The following is a 19,566-nucleotide window of genomic DNA, read 5'->3' as shown; positions in this document are numbered from 1 at the left end:
GGTATTGGGTTTCACAGCCCCGATAAAGTTTGTTATTTTCGCAATGAAAGTCATCAGAATAAAACAAAAGGAACAATAAAATCATGCGAACAAAAATTCTATCCGCTTTCTTTTTTTTGAGCTTCATCACGTTGACATTACAGGCGGAAACTAAAAAAATTGTATTTATACACACAAATGACACTCATAGTCAGATAGAGCCGACATCAAAATCAGCTTCTAAAGACCCGGACATGGGAGGAATTTTAAGAAGAAAGGCTCTTATAGATAGTGTTCGTAATGTCGAAAAAAACGTTTTTTTAGTCGATGCCGGAGATTGCGTCCAAGGTACCCCTTATTTTAATTTTTTCAAAGGGAAACCCGAGATAGAACTGATGAACGCTTTAGGCTATGAAATAGGGACGATAGGAAATCACGAATTCGACAACGGAGTAGAAGCCCTCGCACAAATGTATTCTCTTGCAAAATTCGATATTATAAATGCAAATTACGACGTCAGCAAAACGGCTCTGGCTTCTCAAATAAAACCATACGTCATCAAAGAAATAGATGGCATTACGGTCGGTTTTATAGGGTTAGGGGTAAATCCAGAAAGTCTTATCGAAGCCAAAAACTTTAAAGGCATCATCTTCCATGATCCTATCGAGACAGCCAATAAAGTAGCGGCACAATTAAAAGAAAAAGGGGTAAACGTCATTGTCATCTTGTCACATATAGGTTTTGAAGAGCCGGGAAACGTGCCTGATGACATCAAATTAGCAGAACAAAGCGAAAATATAGATGTTATTATCGGCGGACATACGCATACTTTATTGCCTGTGGCCAAAAAAGTAAAAAATAAATTAGGAAAAGATGTTATTATCGGGCAAACCGGCAAAAGCGGTCTGAACGTCGGAATCATAGAGTTAACCGTTGAAAAAGAATAAAAAGAATTTATGAATACATTGAAATATATTATCGTCGGAGTCGTTTTATACACTATCACAGCTTGTACTGCGACTCATTATACAGTCATAGAAAGCAAAGGATATACCATTCCCGTAACAGAAAGGCTCGATGCTTCCCCCGATGCGTCAGTTGCCGAAATTATAAATATTTACAAAACAAAAGTCGACAGTATCACATCCCGTGTAATCGGACAATCGGAAATAGCAATGGACGTAGAACGTCCTCAGAGCTGTCTGTCGAATTTCACTTCCGATTTGTTAGTGGAAACTGCAGAAAAAAATACCGGAAAGAAATGTGATTTCGGAGTCATGAATATAGGCGGAATACGCACATCTTTACCTGAAGGAGATATTACGGTCGGAAATATATTCAGTATTTTCCCGTTCGAAAACAGCATTTCCGTAATTACTCTGAAAGGAAAAGATGTAAAAGATCTTTTTGATATCATAGCCCGTCGCGGAGGTGAAGGAGTAAGCAAACAGGTAGAAGTAAAAATCGGGAAAGACGGGAAAGCATACGGACTAAAAATCAACGGAGAAAAAATCGATGATTCCCGATTATATACAATAGCTACAATCGATTACATAGCCAATGGCAACGATGAACTGATCCCGTTTAAAAATTCAGTGTCACGCACCGATTTGGATTTGCGGTTGAGAGACGTCATGTTGCAATATATAGCAGACAAAACGGCTAAAGGAGAAAAACTGAAAGCCTCGTTAGACAACAGGCTCATTCAAGAAAAATAAAAAAACAAATCAATGAAAGACCGAATATTGCCAATTCTTTTTATATTGTTTTTTATACTTCCCGTACAAGCAAAACGGGAACCTGATCTTTATAAAAAAGCAGATTCCCAAAGAATGGAGCATTGGGTAGATTCGGTTTTCGACTCAATGAGCGTAAAAGAACGTATCGGGCAACTTTTTGTGTTGGCAGTCGATGTCAACACATCTGCAAAGAACAAAGAACTGATACGCAAATATGTTGAAGAATACAAGGTCGGAGGTCTGTTATTTACAAGCGGGGATGTACAAAAACAAGCGGAATTAACCAATTACGCCCAATCTCTGGCAAAAATTCCGCTCATGATCACGATGGACGGTGAGTGGGGACTTGCCATGCGGTTAAAGAATACGACAAAATTCCCGATCAATATGACATTGGGGGCAATCCGCAACGACAGCCTTATTTATGCTTACGGCAAAGAAATGGGACGTCAATGTCGCAGAATGGGAATACAAGTAAATTTCGCTCCGGTACTCGATGTCAATACCAATCCGCAGAATCCGGTAATCGGAAGGCGATCATTCGGTGAAAATCCGGAACAGGTAGCCCGTAAAGCAATCGCATACGCCAAAGGTCTCGAAAGCGAAGGGATCATGGCTGTCGGAAAACATTTTCCCGGGCACGGCGATACGTCCGAAGATTCTCACCACACACTTCCGGTCGTCAATCACAGCAAAATACATCTTGAAAAAAACGAACTATTGCCTTTTAAACATTATATCGATGCCGGATTATCCGGAATGATGACCGGACATCTGCTTATTCCGGCATTAGACAGTACGACAGAGTTACCGGCCTCTCTTTCTCCGGTTATCGTCGATACCTTATTACAACAAAAACTCAGATTCCGGGGATTGACTTTTACTGACGCTTTAGAAATGAAAGGAGCATCGTCTTATCCCGATCAAGCTCTTACCGCATTGTTAGCCGGAAATGACATATTGTTAAAACCGATTATTCCGGGAACTCAAATCGAACGGTTAGAAAAAGCGTTGGAAAATAATGAAATATCTCACCAGATAATTGAGGAGAAATGTCTTAAAGTATTGCGTTACAAATATATACTCAGATTGAACCAATACCGACCGATCAAAACGGAAAACCTTATCGAAGAGCTTAACAATCCTAATGCCGAACGAATCACTCGCCAGCTCTTCGCCCGTTCAGTGACTCTATTAGAAAATAAGAATAATACGATCCCTTTTTCAGATCTCGAAAAACGGACATTCGGAGCTGTCTCGGTAGGTGTGAAAGCTAAAACCTCTTTCCAAAACATGCTTCAAAATTATGCAGAGGTCACCCCTTCACTACTATATGCAGGTATGAAACCGGCATTAACCAACGAAACAATTCAGCAACTATCAAAATATAATACGATAATCATCGGTATATATTCTGAAAAAAAGGAAAATATCGAACTCGTAAAACGAGCTTGCAAAGGGAAACGCCCGATCCTTGTCTTTTTCGTATCTCCTTATGCTTTAAATGCATATAAAGACATATTACCCGATGCAGAAGCCGTAATAATGGCTTACGAAAGCACTCCGTTAGCTCAAGAATATGCAGCCGAACTATTATTCGGAGGTATAGAAGCAAAAGGTAAATTGCCGGTTAACATACAGGGTTTATATGCTATGGGAGAAGGCTTGAAAACTCCGATAACCCGCTTAGGATATGCCACTCCTGAAGAAGCCGGAATGGACAGCCGTATCTTACAAAAAATCGATACCATAATAAAAGAAGGTATTCAACAAAAGGCTTTTCCCGGATGCCAAATTCTGGTTGCCAGAAAAGGGAAGATCGTTTATGACTGTACTTTCGGTTATTTCGACTACGCCCATACCCATCCGGTAAGGTCCGAAGATGTTTATGATGTCGCATCGATAACCAAAGCAATCGCAACAGTCCCGGCAATCATGTTGTTAAACGATAAAAACCAAATCAACATCAACAGCGGAATCAGCCGTTATATTCCGGAAATCCGGAAAACATTCTCTCCGAACATTACAATTCGCAAAGTCCTGTTCCACGAAACCGGATTACCTTCGGGTATTCCTATCGCAAAGCTGCTGACAGATACTCTTCCGGGTAAAGCCCCCCTATATAAAGGTAGCCGAGACATCAATTACCGGATTCAGGTTGAGAAAAAATTATTCGCCCATAAAGACAGCAAACTTCGTCCGGACTTATTCTCTTCGGTCAAAGAAAAAGATTTTACTATCCCTATCGCTGAAAATTTATTTGCATCTCCGGCATTAAAGGATACTATTCTAAATGCTATCTACCAAATAAAACCGTTCGAAAATAAGAAATACCGATATAGCGATCTCAATTTCGTCCTGCTTCAGAAAGCGGTGGAAAACATTACAGGAGAAAGTATTGATAAATATTTGATGACAAACTTTTTTGCACCTTTAGGAGCCAACAGAACCACTTTCCGACCATTATTGAAAATAAACAGATCAGAAATCGCACCCACCGAAAACGATGAGTTTTTACGAAAACAGATTATGATCGGATATCCTCATGACGAACTGGCTTGTTTTCTTGGAGGTGTAAGTGGAAATGCGGGATTGTTTTCCAATTCGACCGATATGGCAAAAATACTGCAAATGATGCTCAACAAAGGAGTTTACGGCGGCAAACGTATCTTAACTGAAAATTCGGTTAAACTTTTTACTCAAACCAAAAGTCCCAATAGCCGAAGAGGATTGGGCTTCGACAAGCCGGATATGCAAAACACGAAAAAAAGCCCGACCTGCGAAGAAGCTCCGGAATGTGTTTATGGACATACAGGTTATACGGGAACAGCATTTTGGGTTGATCCGGAAAATGATTTGATTTTTATATTTTTAAGCAATCGGGTCTATGCTCATCGTTGGAATACGGCTCTAATGTCCCTGAATATTCGTCCTCGCATACAATCGGTCATATATCAGTCCATAAAAGATTAACAGGATATGAAAAAGATTTCTTATGTCGGATTTTTTATCTGTTTATTTTTTTCCTTACTTGTTCCGAAAGCAAATGGAAAGAATAAAACCTCTGACAAATACTCAGTGTCTCAAGATAATATAAAAACATTCATAGATTTTTTGAATCATAAAGATTTCAATATTCCGGACTTTTCTCACCGGCTTGCATATTTCATGGATTCGGTTATTTATCAACAACCTGACACAATATTCAATGTAAGCTGTCGGTTGATAGACAACTGCTCATCCGATAAAGCAAAGCAATGGACTCTGGATTTTTTATTCTACCGGGCAATCGACAGTCAAATACCGTGGATGGAAAACGTTTGGGTAAAACTGGCAGAGCGGTATTATTTAAAACAACCGTTCGGAAATGAAGATCCGGGATGGATAGAACGGTTAAAATATACCGTAAAATTAAAAAAACACTGCCTGATCGGAGAAAAAGCCGTTCTTTTCACAGCCTTAACACCACAAGGCGATACATTAAATTTAAAAGATCTCTCCGGGAAATATATGATTATCTGTTTCTATGATCCCGACTGCACTCACTGCAAAGAAGCAATCCCTTCTCTGCATAAACTTTACAAAAAATATACACCGAAAGAACTGAGTATTGTTGCATTCAATATCTCTGATGATATAAATTTATGGCGCTCTTTCATACAGAAACATAAACTACAAGACTGGACAAATCTATGGGATCCTGATAGGGATATATCCCGATATGATAATTTTTATGACACTCCGCTCTCCCCGTCTTTCTACATTCTGGACTCCGAAAGACGCATAATATCGAAAGACATAGAGATAGAAGAAGTTAAAACATTCTTAACAGAACAGTTGTCGGCAGAAAATTAAATACTATTTTCTATAAATATTGCTACGGAAACCCGACAGAGAAAAACCTTTTGTACCGATGAGTTGTTTTGACATAAACGATAAATCAAAAAACAAATATAGTTTATGGGAAAAACTGCAATATTTTATGACTCACATATCGAAAAAAGAGGAAATACGATTAAAGAGGCTTCTGAAAAATGGGATGTCAAACAGTCCGACACTTTCCCTCTTATATCGATGACAAAGGAAAAACTAAAAAATTATGATACCCTTGTTTTCGTATCTCCCAACTGGCAAGCCGGAGAGTTGTCTGACGAATGGAAGAACGCTGTCATCTTATTAAAAAAATCAGATCTCAAATCAAAAAAGATCGCATTAGTCGGCTATGATGAGAGCCTCAATATTTGTCCGGCAAAAACATTCAGAGATAAGTTGAAAGGCAGTGGTGCAGAATATATCAACAAATGCATTGCTCCCAGTGAAAAATATGCCGGAATGGCTATAGATAAAGCAGATAACGAAAAGACAACAACTGAAGAGGTCAAAGAGGCAACCCAAGAAATGAACTATAATCCGAATGCTCATTTATAGAAAAGTCACAACATAGTTGATAAAGAGACAAACGCCGAGCCTAAACAGACACGGTGTTTATCTCTTTAAATCGGACTTTCAGAATCTCCTTTAAAATCTATTTACATTTCGCACAGGCATTTTTTATCGAAAAAAACGAACAAGTTTTCCATATCAATCCGCCACAATATTCCGTCCCTCAACCACTCCGTTTTCATTATATGCATCCACCCGATAATAGTACTTTTGTCCGGGTATGAGAATATGAATATCTAAAGACGTCTTGTCTTTATCTTTCACCCGAATCGTCTGATTCAAGAAATCCTTACGATATCCGAATTGTACGATATATCCTTCAGCATTCTGAGATTTATTCCATTTTACAGTAGCATAACGATCATCCTTTCCATCCCGTAACACAGAAACATTTCCCGGCCGCTTCGGTAACTTTCCGTTGCCCTCTCCAAAAACCCGTAAATCAGACAAGGCAAACTTTCCGTTTTTAGCACTATAAATACTTTCTATTTTGATATACGCGACTTTTACCGGTTTTTCCAATTCTATATAATCATGCGTATAAGCTTTTTCTTTACTCTTATCGATCAACAATGTCCAATTTTTCCCATCTTTCGATACATATAACTTATATAAATTATAATCATCGGCATCTTTTAAATTTTTATCGATCTCTATTTCGGTAAAATTGACCTGTATCGCCCGCACGGTCTTTACTCCTCCCAAATTCATACATAACCATTCATTCGGTTTCTTATACCGAGCAGCCCACCATGTACGAATGTCCTCATCGGCAGCTTTGGAAGGTTCTTTTCCCTTTTCAAACGAGGAAGCAGTACATTCCTTATCTTTGGACAAAAGATTCCAACCTGTCCAATTGATTTTATCAGGATCGAACTTCTTTTGCGGGATATATGAGGGATATTCTCCGAAGCGAGTATATACTTTCATTCGCCCTTCTTTATCAAACTTCACAGGAAATAAGCCGACCCGACGTTCGAATCCGGTATATTTACCTACCCACATCGTAGAAACCTGCCACCAGTTTTCATATTTATCCTGAAAGACACAACTATGCCCGGCACTTCCCATAAATCCCCCGACATTCAACGAGATAGGATTATAAGGCTGTTCTACAAAAGGTCCTTTCGGGTTATCTCCTACCAACACAAAATCACAATACCATTGGGATGCTGTCCCGGGTGTTGCATATTGGAGGTAATATTTCCCATCATGTTTTACCATCCAACTGCCTTCAGGACAGGGCTGCCGTTTGAAATTATATTTCAACTTCCCGGCCTCCAACTCCCGAGCCAATTCATGTTGTCCGAAATGATACCCGGCGCATGTATCCATATTTGTTATACGAGGACGCAATATACTTTGCGATTGAGGGATAACCTCCTTTTTCTGCATATCATATTCAAAACATTCTCCCGGGCCTCCTAAACCGTTATATACATATATTTTCCCGTTCTCTATCCAAAAATGAGGATCTGCCGACATACGGATTTTCCCGAAAGGTTCCCATTTCCCGGTAGAAGGGTCTGAAGATCGGATTATCAATCCCGGACTTCGTTTTCCGTTGAAATCGAAAAAATACACATAATTACTATCAGCAGCCACAGCGGGCGCAACATAGTGCGTTCCGTCAGCAATCGCATCTTTACGGACATTATCGCTGAACTCCATATCTTTCCAGTGAATAAGATCGTCCGACATACGATACCCTCCCCGATCTTGAGTCGTAAACAAATAATACTTCCCCTTAAACGTCACAATAACCGGGTCGGCACACTCTCTATAAGGCTTATTGGCATCTTTACCTCCGCAACCATAACTCAGATCGAGCGGATTACAAATCGTCTTCTGAGCCTCAACCAAAATAGAAAACCCCAAAAGGACAAATAGCAACAATGAAATTCTTTTCATGATATATAAATTAAAACGATTACAAGACAAAGGTAAATGCAGAATATTAACCACTCTTATAACTGGCACTTAATAATCGATTAACAAATCGATAACCTACATTTTTCGATTAAAATATAGAACAAAGGCTGCCGCAGATTTCTATTTTGCGACAGCCTTTGTTCTATATTCCTAATATTAACCGGATTTCTACTCTTTATCGAAAATTAAAGAAACAGGTCGATCTTCTTTTGCTGTTCCAAAATCATAATTCGGCTTATCTCCCATATAAAAAGTCAGTTTTCCACCTTTCATAATATCCTGATAAAGGATATAGCTACGAGAATAAGGTTTTCCATTCAATTCGACTTTTTGTATATAAATATTTTCCGGACCGTTATTTATCGCTTCTACAATAAATGTTTTATCTTCAGGCAGCGTGATCGACACCTCGTCAAACAAAGGACTTCCGAATACAAACACACCGTTACACGGATTCACTTGATAAAAACCCATAGAAGAGAGTATATACCAAGCTGACATTTGACCGCAGTCCTCATTTCCAATAATTCCGTCCGGCTGATCTGTATAGAAATGATCCATAATATAGCGTACCTTTTCAGCAGTTTTCCACTGTTGTCCAGCAAACGCATAAAGGTAAGCGACATGATGACTCGGCTCATTTCCATGCGCATACTGTCCGATCAATCCCGAAATATCAGGAGCGGCATACTCTCCGAGATCTCCCTCTGCGACATAAAATTCATCTAATTTTTTTGTAAAGCCTTCATCTCCGCCAAACAACAAGATCAACCCTTCCGGATTTTGAGGGACAAAGAAAGTATATTGCCAACCGTTTCCTTCACAGAAATCTCCCCGTCCATGAACATTAATGAACGGATCATAAGGAGTCCGCCAACTTCCGTCAGCCATTTTGGGACGAATAAACCCGATAGAACTATCAAAATAATTTTCAAAATAGTTAGCCCGTTCGGCAAAAACACGATAATCAGATTGTTTTCCCATACGTTTTGCCATTTGAGCAATACCCCAGTCACCGACAGCATATTCCATGGCAAAAGAGGGGGCTTCATGAACAGAATCACAAGGGATATAACGACGATTCATCAAGAAAGAAATACCCTTTTGATTCGGATTAGTAGCTGATTTGACACATGCATCAAAAGCCCGTTCGGGATCAAAGCCATCGAACCCTTTTAAATAGACATCTGCAATAACCGGAATAGCGCTGTAACCCGGCATACAATTCGTCTCTCCTCCTGCCAACGGCCAAATAGGAAGACGTCCTTGCTGATCGTAAATACCCAACATCGAATTTACAATATCCGGAATCATTTGCGGATGAATAATCGTAAACAACGGATTCAACGCACGATAAGTGTCCCATAAAGAAAGTGTCGAATAATTGGTATAAGGCACATTTCTGTATATTTTATCATCATGTCCCCGAAAATCTCCGTTTACATCACTGTATCTCGTAGGAGCAATAGCCGTATGATAAAGGGAGGTATAGAAAATTTTCTTATATCTTTCGTTCGACGTTTTAATCGCAATTCGTGAAAGTTCTTGTTCCCACAGTTTTTTACCGGCAATAACAACACTATCAAAATCGAAAGACGGCATCTCTGCATCCAGATTTTCCATAGCATTTGCACAACTTACCGATGAAATCCCGATTTTCCAAACAACATTTGATGGTGCTTTTTCAAAACGAGCGACACCTTTAATCAACCCATATCCTTCTTCTTCCTCAACCGGTTGATCATTATCAAAAACTGCTAACTGATCTACAGGGACATTACTTTTAATTGCAAAAAAGATTTTATGTCTGGGACTCCATCCTTTAGAAAAACGATATCCTTCTATCGTATTACGATCTACCAGCTTTATATAAGTAGAATCTGCCCGATCTCCATTACCTTCTACCAAATTAATCATAATATTTGCCTTTTGGTCGATAGGGAAAGTATAACGATGCATTGCGGCATGCGCGGTAGCCGTCAATTCAGCCTTTACGCCATTATCCATCAATAACGAATAATAAGCCGGCTCTACTTTTTCATTGCTATGACTGTAAGTAGAAGCATAAGCTCCCTCGATATTATCTTGCTCTCCCCGATCTATCTTCACATCTCCCGGATAAGGCATCAACTGTATATCCCCCATATCGGAGCAGCCTGTTCCATTCAGATGAGTTTGAGAAAATCCGATAATAATGCTGTCAGAATAGTGGTATCCAGAACACCAGTCCCAACCTTTATGAATATTATTAGGACCGGCCTGTACTGCACCGAACGGAACACTAGCTCCGACAAATACATGCCCATGACCTCCCGCACCTATATACGGGTCAACTCGGCTATAAAGCTCTTCTACGGGAGCTTTTTGCTCTTTACAAGAAAAAAAGACCGCACCGGCAAGTGCAGCAGCGAACAACATTTTTGTTTTCATGTACAACTATTTTTGTTTTTGATATACAGTTACTGTAATGTGCTTTATATGCAGACACCTTTTACACGATTACAAAAACAAAGATAGACGCACATAATTAATAATTTCGTAAAATAGACTTAACGTATCAATTAGAAAAAACATAATAGAGAATTTTTTTCCCCGGAAAAAGAAATTAAGTGGGTTACTGATACTTCCCTGTTTCAAAAAATAAAAATATTCACTTTAGATCAATTAAGCATATAATAATCAAAAATTCAAGAGCCTGCCTAAATCTTATTAGAAAGTTTAGGCAGGCTCTTGAATTTCTTATAGTCAAACAATAGCTACATCATTTTCATTCCGTTACTAAAATACGACGGACAATATATCTTCCGTCACTTTGCAAATGTAAAAAATAAGTACCCGGCTCTACATTCAAAGGAATAGAAGTATTTGGATCGACTTCGGCTTTTCTTATAAGGCTTCCGTCTAAAGAATATATTGAAATAAAAGCTGAAGAAGCAGATAATCCGTCTATACGAATTTCTCCCCGTGAAGGATTTGGATAGATCGTCACAGAAGCATCACTATCAGCAACTTCTAAACCAGAACCATCTCCGATAACAACTTGACCCATATAAGTAACCTTATCAAAAGCGGTCACCGTAACAGTCAATATCTTATCTCCGGTTACCGCCGGAAAATCAAGCATGGCTTTCCCCTTTTCAACAGTCTGCACAGCCAATAAATTATTCCCTTCTGACAAAGCTACGACAGCACCATCTTTATCACAACTGACAGATAAAGACGTAATTCCATTATCTGCCGCCTCTATATGAGAAACAACCATTTTCCCGGGAGTACGGGTGCGCAACACCATACTCGGATCTCCGAACAATATCCACTCTTTTGCAGCATCTTCTCCACTGCCTCTATATTTTTCAATCACTTTCCGATATGCTTCATTCGCAACTTCGCCAAAAGTTTTCCGGGAATCGGGAATATCCGGAGAAGTCATGATTCTGACCATTTCATCTTGTCCCAACATCGGTGGATTCCAAGTAACCTGAGCTGAAAATCCCAACATTCCAACCGCCCCTATCGGATCTCCAGCACTATTACGAGCCCGCAAAAACGATTCGGAAAAACAAGTCCCGGTAGCGAATTTTCCATTATCACATCCGGTCGAAATAATTACAGGAAATTTTCCTTCATTAGACAATGCCGCTACATCCGAAACCGAAAAGTCCGAAGTAGCCCACCCCGACATAAAGCCATGTCCCGCATAATTCACAATTCCGCAACCTGCATTCAACAAATCCGTCAGCTCTTTTTTCGTACTTGTCTCATGCGCCGTATAACCATATTGCTCCAAAATCGAATTCACTTGACGGATATGCTGAATATCCGTCTCGTCATTGTCCCCTTTATCCGTAGCTGAAGGATCTGCAATACCTACACATTGCGAAAGCCAGGATGCGTTCTCATCCACATTCTTCTCATAAAAGATAATCTTCTCGACTTGGACTTTGACATCATCTGCCGTTTCCGCAGAAAGACGCCCGACTAAAACCTCAGGGGGATATGTCCCGGAAACATATCCGTATTCAGCATCGGTATAAGGTGTAAACGGCGTTACGTCATAACCCGGAAGATAATTGATCGGTACCTGATTTGCGTCTCCAACCAACAAAAGATAACGATTATGATGCGTCTGATAATAATTTTTCACATAATCCCCTAAATCCTCATATGTTTCTCCGATCTCCGACATAGACACCATTTGCGTCGGAATTCCTTTCTGTATCTTCCATGTTACAAAAGGTTTCATCTCTTCCATATATTCCGGTGCACATACCACCAACATTTGGGCATGTAATAAACAAGACATCCCCCATAAAAATACACAACAAATCAAAAATCTTACTTGTCTCATACTCTCTCCTATTTTATTTAATGTGGAAATTTTTATAATAATCTATTTTCACATTACCTGAAGTAATTATGATTTTATATATATTCGGAGATATACCATATAAAGAAACACGGTCTCCTAAATATTCATAATGTGCAATTTCCCCTTGTTTATAGCCTCCGAGTTTTAACTTTTGAGGCCAAAAATGGATATAAAGCCGGACCGCCAAATCCGCAGTACCGACAATCTCACAACGAGTTATATTATTATGCTTACCCTCTTTTTTTATATAATCCCTCACATTTAAATACTCTTTTTCCGTTGAAATACGGGGTTCGTATTTCTCCATAACCCCCAATTGAACAGCTTTAAAATCAACCGGAGTCAGTTTCATCAGGTCTCCTTGCAAAAACATAGACAGACGAGGCATTGCAAAATCAAGATCGATGCCATAAAAAACTGTAAATTGTCTATGTGGAGCAACGTCTTCCATTGCCCGGCTCAAATAAAGATAGGGGTTTTCTACCAAAGCAAGATTATCGGCTTTTTGTGCCGCTATTTTATTAATACTATCTTGACGCAACAATCGCTCCTTGCGTTGAAGTTCCCCTAAAGCAATTCGGGCTTTTTTCAAACTATCCTGACGGGCCTTCTCCAGAACAAGCTTCTTTTTTTTCTCTGATTCCCTAACCTTTTGATATTTATCATAAGCATCTCTCTCTCGCTGATAATAAGAAATATCCCATCCGTTATCTATTATCCCCAACAAAAATAAATCGTCCGAGATATTATTAAGAGCGACATCCTTATTTTCATGATACTTTTTATTCTCAGTATCGAGCTGCAAATAACGCTGTATGAGTAAAGTTTTTTGTTTGGCGATCTTCTTTTGTTTTGATTTAGAAACAGCATTTGAAATCAACCCAAATTGTGCATAAGCACAAAAGGGGAGTATAAATAACAAAGATAAAAGCAATATCTTGCGCATATCATGTTTTATTAATACAATCGATAAAAAGGAAAAATTTCTTATCAGAAGTTCTTTACAAAAGAAAAAACGTCAGAAATATACTATTCATTTATGCAAATGAAATAAATATCAATGAAATAATAAAATATTAAAAACAAAATTACATATTGATCTAAAATATTTTTTACCAATTCACTATCAGACATCTGATATATAAAAAAATCGTCTATTAGATATAAATCTAACAGACGATTTAAACTATAAATGTGGTCCCACTTGGGCTTGAACCAAGGACCCCCTGATTATGAGTCAGATGCTCTAACCAACTGAGCTATAGGACCGATTCGGAGCATTCCCGAAAGTGATTGCAAAAGTAATTTTTTTTTTCGAATCACCAAAATTATTTTTTGTTTTTTACATCAAGTATCTGCATTCACACCCCAATTACCACCAAAAATCAGATAAACTTTACCTTCCATTCAGAAATATCCTGAGAAACACCTTCTCCTATTCACATCTTAAATTCAGACTATCAAAAAGATTGATACCCGACATGCTGACAAATGAGAAACTTCTATCATTATCCTCTCGAATATTGGAAATAAACGTTAATAGAGAAACGTTTCGTACCTCATAGACAAAGTTTGTTTATTTTTGTGCGTCATTTGATCAATAAATTTACCGGTATAATGAAAAATATCAAGACTATCATCTTTGACTTAGGCGGTGTTCTAATGGATCTCGATAAACAAAAATGTATCGAAGCATTCGAAGATCTGGGATTTTCGGATATTACTGAATATCTGGGAGAATACGAACAAAAAGGAATGTTCATGGACTTGGAAGACGGGACTATTTCTGCAACCGAATTTCGGGATGAAGTCCGGAAACATATCGGTGAGGCAATCACAGACCAACAAATCGATGAAGCATTCAACCGTTTTCTTGTAGGGATACCGGAACAAAAACTGACATTATTACGTCAACTGCATAAATCTTATCGGCTTTTTATGCTCAGCAATACAAACCCTATTATGTTCGAAAGCCGAATTCCCGAATTATTCCGGATACAAGGGCTAAATATTCCTGATTATTTCGATAAATTATATTTATCATATCAACTCGGTGTAACAAAACCCTCTCCGAAAATTTTTGAAAAGATCATTGCTGATTCCGGAATATTACCACAAGAGACGTTGTTTCTCGACGACTCGCAAAAGAATATCGATGCTGCCCGTAAATTCGGATTTCAAACCTATTTAGTTGCTCCCCGAGAAGATTTTTCATTTATTTTCGGTTTATAAAATTACAAATGCAGATCATAGAACAACCCCATACTATTATCGAAACCGGTATAGTTGCCGGAATCGGTTTTTTCGATGGAGTACACTCCGGGCACCGGTCTTTGATCTCCAATATTATTTCTACAGCTCAAAGCCGGGGCATGTCATCAGCTGTGATAACATTTCGTAACCATCCCCGAGAGGTATTACATAGCGATTACTGTCCTCAACTGATCAATACTTTCGAGGAAAAAATCAATAATCTTTCTGAAACCGGACTGGATTATTGTATTGTTCTCGACTTTACGGTTGAAATGTCTCAAATGTCCGCATTTGAATTTATTGAATTTTTAATAGATAACTATTCTTTGAAATGTCTTTTCATTGGATATGATCACCGTTTCGGTCACAATAGGAGCGAGGGATTCGATGACTATGCAAAATATGGGAAAATATTGGGAATAGATGTTCTACAGGCAAAAATGTATATGCCGGGGGAAAAACATATAAATGTAAGTTCTTCCGTAATCCGTAAATTAATTAACGAAGGAAATGTATCTGAAGCAGCTCTGTTATTAAACCATCCGTATGCACTGCAAGGATATGTCATTTCGGGATACCAAATCGGTAGAAAAATAGGTTTTCCCACTGCTAATATAGCCATCAACAACCTGCACAAAATAATCCCGGCAAACGGAGTATATGCCGTCAGAATCATAGTAAACAGGAAATATCACTATAATGGAATGGTAAATATCGGTAACCGTCCTACCGTGCATTCCGATGGAGAGATATGCATAGAAGCCCATCTATTCGACTTTTCAGGCAACCTATATGAGCAGTATATCGAAATACAATTTATAGCCCGTCTCCGTTCTGAAAAAAAAATGAACGGATTGAAAGAATTGACCGATCAATTACAAAAAGATAAGGAGCATGCTATGAACATACTCCTTAACTCTTCTATTTCGTATTAAGATATTATACCTTATTCGTCATTCCTCTTTCGAATAGGAATCTCTCGGTTCATACTTTGTTCCAAAGAAATCAACGTTTCAGTAGCCGTAACCCCCGGAATCTCCTGAATGCGACCATTCAATAATTCCATAAGATGCTCATTATCCCGAGCATAAAGTTTACACAACATCGTATATGGACCGGTCGTAAAATGGCATTCCACAACTTCGGGAATTTTCTCCAATTCAGGAACTACATCTTTATACATAGAACCTTTTTCCAATCTTACTCCGATATAAGTACATGTACGATATCCGAGTATTTTAGGGTTTACATGGTATCCAGACCCGACAATTACATTCATATCGATCATTCTCTGGATACGTTGATGAATCGCTGCTCGTGACACTCCGCATTCTGCAGCCACGTCCTTAGACGGAATACGCGCATTGCGCATAATAATTTCTAATATCTGCCTGTCAAGGTTATCTATCTTTTCCATATTAAAAGCTATAGCAAATCATTTTGACAGCAAAAGTAAGGTTTATTATTGAATAAACCTTGAAATATTATAAGAAATCAGCAAAAAGAAAGCTACATTTTTTCATTGTGTTACATTTCTCCCTTCTAATGAATTATCTCAAGCAATTCTACTTCAAATATCAACGCCGAATTTGCAGGAATATCTTTTCCTGCTCCACGTTCTCCATATCCCAACTCAGACGGAATATAAAAAATATATTTAGACCCCACCGGCATCAATTGCAAACCTTCTTGCCAACCGGCAATAACTCCTCCGACAGACAATTCGAGCGGCTGTTGACGATCATAAGAGCTATCAAATTTTTTCCCGCTTATCAATTTTCCTGTATAATGCACTTTTACTCTATCATTCAGAGTCGGCTTTTCTCCTGTTCCTTGCTTTTCTACTACATACAATAGCCCGCTCTCGGTTTTCTGCACACCGGCCTCAGAAGCCTTGGCCGCCAAAAAGGCTTTTCCCTCTGCGAGATTCTTTTCTGCTGCAATCTTCTGTTTTTCTCGGGCAATACGCTGCATCTCCGCCCCGAATTTATTCAAAATATCGGCTGCTTCCTCTTTTGTAAATACTGCAGAATCATTCAATAAAACATTATTGAACGCCTGTACGAAAATTTCCGGCTTCAACTCAAGGTCACTTCGTTCTTTAATATCTTTAAATGCAGCCTTAATTCCGTTCCCGGCATCTATACCAAAAGCATAACTGATACTATCTACCTTTGCCGGTAACTGTACCTGTTCCTTTTGCTGTTTTTTGGAAGCCTTTCGCCTTGCTTGTACAGGTACTACTGAAATTATCAACAATGCGACCAACAAAAAATTCAATGTTTTCATTCTATTTTGTGTATATTATCCTAAAGCTTGTTTCTTTCTGAAAAGAAAAAGAGAACCGAACATTTCGCTCAGTCCTCTTTTTTACCCTATATTATCAAAGCTTATTTATCAACGCTCAGTAATTCGATTTCGAAAATCAATGTAGAATTAACCGGAATACGAGGATTAGGATTCGTTCCATAAGCCAAATCTGCAGGAATATACACTTCATATTTCGAACCCGGAGTCATCAACATCAGCGCTTCGTTAAATCCCGGAACCAATTGTCCTACAGACATCGGGACTTTCTCACTGGCATCAAATTGAGTACCGTCGATCAAAGTACCTTTATAGCTTACGGTTACTTTATCATTTTCAACAGGTTTTTCACCCTTACCTTCTTTAATTACTTTATACAATAGACCTGAAGCTGTTTTTTGCACACCTGCTTCTTTTGCTTTTTTTGCCAAGAAAGCTTCCCCATCGGCTTTATTCTTTTTTGCTTCAGGAGTATTCGCTAACTTTTCAGCTTCTTCTTTTTGTTTTTTTAGTTGTATAGCTTGCATTCCGTTACGGAAAACTTCTTCAGCTTGAGCTCTTGAAATTAAAGTAGAATCTTCTTTTAATGTAGCAAATAATGCTGACAAGATTTCTTCTTTATTCATCTCGATGCCTTGTTTTCCCATCTGTTCGATCTGTTGTTTCATATTCGAACCGATAGCTGCTCCAAATTCATAAGAAAATTTCGCACTGTCCGAATTTACGGTAGACTGCATACCTCTGATAAACTGATCTATATCCACTTTTTTAGGATATTGCTTCAATCCCATAGCCAAATCCGTACCATTCAGTACACCAAAAGCATAACTGAGACTGTCCACACCGTCTGCTAAAGCAGCACCACTTTTTTTATTACAAGAAGTAAGTCCCATAGCTACTAAACCTGCAGCCAAGACTGAACATAAGACTGTTTTTTTCATTGTGTTTGTGATATTATTTATAATACTTTTAATAGTTCAACATCAAATATTAAAGTAGAATTAGGGGCAATCTTGCCTCCCGCACCATTCTCTCCATAGGCCAGATCAGAAGGTATAAATAGCCTCCATTTAGAGCCTTCCGGCATCAACTGCAAAGCCTCTACCCAACCCGGTATTACCTGACTTACACCAAAAACCGCAGGTTCTCCTCGTTCAATAGAACTATCAAACACTTCTCCATTTATCAATGTCCCATGATAATGGCATTGTACCCGATCTGTTGCAGCAGGTTTCTTTCCTTTACCTTCGGTCAACACTTCATACTGTAATCCGCTCGGTAAAACCACCACTCCGGATTTCTTTTTATTTTCAGCCAAAAATGCCTCTCCTTCTGCTCGGTTACGATCATTAACTTCTCGCTGCATCTGCGTAAAGAAATCATTAATCACCTGTTTTGCTTCGTCATAAGTCATTTCGGGTTTCTCACCTTCATATACAGCTTTTACTCCATTAGCAAAATCCGTAACCGAAAGAGTCTGGATACCTGAGCTTTTAAAATTGTTACCCATACTCAGCCCCAGTGCATAGCTTAATTTATCCATATATAATTGTTGTTTTTAACGGAAGTTTTCTTAACCTCCCGTATCTCCATCCGGTTTTTAATTACCGGGCGAAGATAGAGTTTTTATTGTATAGTTCTTTTATTTTCTATTAAAAAAAAACATAAATTTGCAACTAATAAACAGCATAATCGTTTAAAAGTAAAATGTATAACACTCAGGTGACATATTTTGTTGAACAAATATTTTAAGAAAATAAACGTTATCATGCTAAAAAGAGAGATCTAAAATGAAAAAGCTGATCGTATTAACCGGTGCCGGCATGAGTGCCGAAAGCGGATTATCAACATTTCGGAGTAGTAATGGACTTTGGGAAAACCACCGCGTCGAGGATGTCGCGACACCTGAAGGTTGGTATCGTAATCCAGAACTAGTTCTTGATTTTTATAACGGACTACGAAAAACCCTCATTAAATCCGAGCCCAATGCAGGTCATAAAAAATTAGCAGAACTGGAATCGGATTATGAAGTACATATTATCACTCAAAATGTTGATAATTTACACGAACGTGCAGGCAGTTCTCACGTAATACATTTACACGGAGAACTCATGAAAGTCCGTTCGGTACGAAATGAAAAACTAATTTACACACTCACACCTGAACAGTGTGAAATTCACCTTGGAGACAAGGCGGAGGACGGAGGACAACTACGTCCGCACATCGTATGGTTCGGAGAAGCAGTCCCCATGATAGAACCGGCAATAGAGTTAGTGTCAGAAGCCGACATTTTTGTTATCATCGGAACTTCTTTAAACGTATATCCGGCTGCAGGACTGTTGAATTATGTCCGAGCAAACGTCCCCATATACCTGATTGATCCAAATGATGTTCACGATCCTTCGGGACGAGTAAGCCATTTTATTCGAAAAGGAGCTTCCGAAGGAATGAGAGAATTGATCAAGATACTAAAAAAATAATAAAAAGTAAAAAAGAAGGTGTCTAAAAAGGATGCCTTCTTTTTTTTGTCATGCCGCCCTTTTA

At 38.6% G+C, this 19,566-nt stretch carries 16 protein-coding genes and 1 tRNA gene; 8 read left to right on the top strand and 9 right to left on the bottom strand.

Features of this window, described 5'->3' with window-relative positions:
• Window positions 1–83: 83 nt before the first annotated feature.
• The 5 genes from AC0UMU_RS08315 to AC0UMU_RS08295 all read left to right on the top strand — a co-directional run bounded on the left by AC0UMU_RS08315 (window position 84) and on the right by AC0UMU_RS08295 (window position 6,146).
• On the top strand, window positions 84–926 hold the full coding sequence (locus AC0UMU_RS08315) for a bifunctional metallophosphatase/5'-nucleotidase (protein WP_022390272.1): 843 nt from the start codon (window positions 84–86) through the stop codon (window positions 924–926).
• Between the two features lie 9 nt (window positions 927–935).
• Window positions 936–1,697 carry a 5'-nucleotidase C-terminal domain-containing protein gene (locus AC0UMU_RS08310; RefSeq protein ID WP_022602980.1) on the top strand — a complete coding sequence of 254 codons (762 nt, stop codon included), beginning with the start codon at window positions 936–938 and terminating at the stop codon, window positions 1,695–1,697.
• Window positions 1,698–1,709: 12 nt separating this feature from the next.
• The gene (locus AC0UMU_RS08305) at window positions 1,710–4,691 is read left to right on the top strand and encodes a serine hydrolase domain-containing protein (RefSeq protein ID WP_278714334.1); all 2,982 of its coding nucleotides are present in this window, start codon (window positions 1,710–1,712) and stop codon (window positions 4,689–4,691) included.
• A 6-nt stretch (window positions 4,692–4,697) separates the two neighbouring features.
• Window positions 4,698–5,573, top strand: coding sequence for a TlpA family protein disulfide reductase (locus AC0UMU_RS08300; protein WP_022602977.1), 876 nt, complete (start codon window positions 4,698–4,700; stop codon window positions 5,571–5,573).
• Between the two features lie 105 nt (window positions 5,574–5,678).
• Window positions 5,679–6,146, top strand: a complete 468-nt coding sequence (locus tag AC0UMU_RS08295; protein ID WP_022390276.1) for a flavodoxin family protein — start codon at window positions 5,679–5,681, stop codon at window positions 6,144–6,146.
• A 153-nt stretch (window positions 6,147–6,299) separates the two neighbouring features.
• Here AC0UMU_RS08295 and AC0UMU_RS08290 read toward each other — a convergent pair whose 3' ends face one another.
• The 5 genes from AC0UMU_RS08290 to AC0UMU_RS08270 form a co-directional block, all read right to left on the bottom strand.
• Complete coding sequence (locus AC0UMU_RS08290; RefSeq protein WP_278714332.1) at window positions 6,300–8,072, bottom strand: family 43 glycosylhydrolase; 1,773 nt, start codon at window positions 8,070–8,072, stop codon at window positions 6,300–6,302.
• 189 nt (window positions 8,073–8,261) lie between these two features.
• Window positions 8,262–10,523, bottom strand: coding sequence for a GH92 family glycosyl hydrolase (locus tag AC0UMU_RS08285; RefSeq protein WP_278714331.1), 2,262 nt, complete (start codon window positions 10,521–10,523; stop codon window positions 8,262–8,264).
• A 337-nt stretch (window positions 10,524–10,860) separates the two neighbouring features.
• A complete protein-coding gene (locus AC0UMU_RS08280; RefSeq protein ID WP_278714330.1) occupies window positions 10,861–12,441 on the bottom strand; it encodes a C25 family cysteine peptidase in 1,581 nt (526 codons plus the stop codon).
• A 13-nt stretch (window positions 12,442–12,454) separates the two neighbouring features.
• Window positions 12,455–13,408, bottom strand: coding sequence for a hypothetical protein (locus AC0UMU_RS08275; protein ID WP_278714329.1), 954 nt, complete (start codon window positions 13,406–13,408; stop codon window positions 12,455–12,457).
• Window positions 13,409–13,657: 249 nt separating this feature from the next.
• Window positions 13,658–13,731: transfer RNA gene (locus AC0UMU_RS08270), tRNA-Ile, on the bottom strand.
• 348 nt (window positions 13,732–14,079) lie between these two features.
• Between AC0UMU_RS08270 and AC0UMU_RS08265 the strand changes: the two genes are divergently transcribed.
• The gene (locus AC0UMU_RS08265) at window positions 14,080–14,694 is read left to right on the top strand and encodes an HAD family hydrolase (protein WP_122304706.1); all 615 of its coding nucleotides are present in this window, start codon (window positions 14,080–14,082) and stop codon (window positions 14,692–14,694) included.
• Between the two features lie 8 nt (window positions 14,695–14,702).
• The gene (locus tag AC0UMU_RS08260; RefSeq protein ID WP_122304705.1) at window positions 14,703–15,650 is read left to right on the top strand and encodes a bifunctional riboflavin kinase/FAD synthetase; all 948 of its coding nucleotides are present in this window, start codon (window positions 14,703–14,705) and stop codon (window positions 15,648–15,650) included.
• An 11-nt stretch (window positions 15,651–15,661) separates the two neighbouring features.
• On the opposite strand, the gene AC0UMU_RS08255 is transcribed toward AC0UMU_RS08260, so the two are convergent.
• The 4 genes from AC0UMU_RS08255 to AC0UMU_RS08240 form a co-directional block, all read right to left on the bottom strand.
• Complete coding sequence (locus AC0UMU_RS08255; protein ID WP_278714327.1) at window positions 15,662–16,132, bottom strand: Lrp/AsnC family transcriptional regulator; 471 nt, start codon at window positions 16,130–16,132, stop codon at window positions 15,662–15,664.
• A gap of 125 nt (window positions 16,133–16,257) precedes the next feature.
• A complete protein-coding gene (locus AC0UMU_RS08250) occupies window positions 16,258–17,004 on the bottom strand; it encodes a BamJ family beta-barrel-assembly machinery protein (protein ID WP_278714325.1) in 747 nt (248 codons plus the stop codon).
• 101 nt (window positions 17,005–17,105) lie between these two features.
• On the bottom strand, window positions 17,106–17,963 hold the full coding sequence (locus AC0UMU_RS08245) for an FKBP-type peptidyl-prolyl cis-trans isomerase N-terminal domain-containing protein (RefSeq protein WP_278583495.1): 858 nt from the start codon (window positions 17,961–17,963) through the stop codon (window positions 17,106–17,108).
• 17 nt (window positions 17,964–17,980) lie between these two features.
• On the bottom strand, window positions 17,981–18,565 hold the full coding sequence (locus AC0UMU_RS08240; protein WP_009318149.1) for a BamJ family beta-barrel-assembly machinery protein: 585 nt from the start codon (window positions 18,563–18,565) through the stop codon (window positions 17,981–17,983).
• A gap of 247 nt (window positions 18,566–18,812) precedes the next feature.
• Between AC0UMU_RS08240 and AC0UMU_RS08235 the strand changes: the two genes are divergently transcribed.
• The gene (locus tag AC0UMU_RS08235) at window positions 18,813–19,502 is read left to right on the top strand and encodes an SIR2 family NAD-dependent protein deacylase (RefSeq protein ID WP_278714322.1); all 690 of its coding nucleotides are present in this window, start codon (window positions 18,813–18,815) and stop codon (window positions 19,500–19,502) included.
• Window positions 19,503–19,566 lie beyond the last annotated feature (64 nt).

It is taken from the genome of Coprobacter fastidiosus (assembly GCF_982245605.1).
Note: the sequence above shows the minus strand (reverse complement) of the source record. Positions and strands in the feature narration are given on the sequence as shown.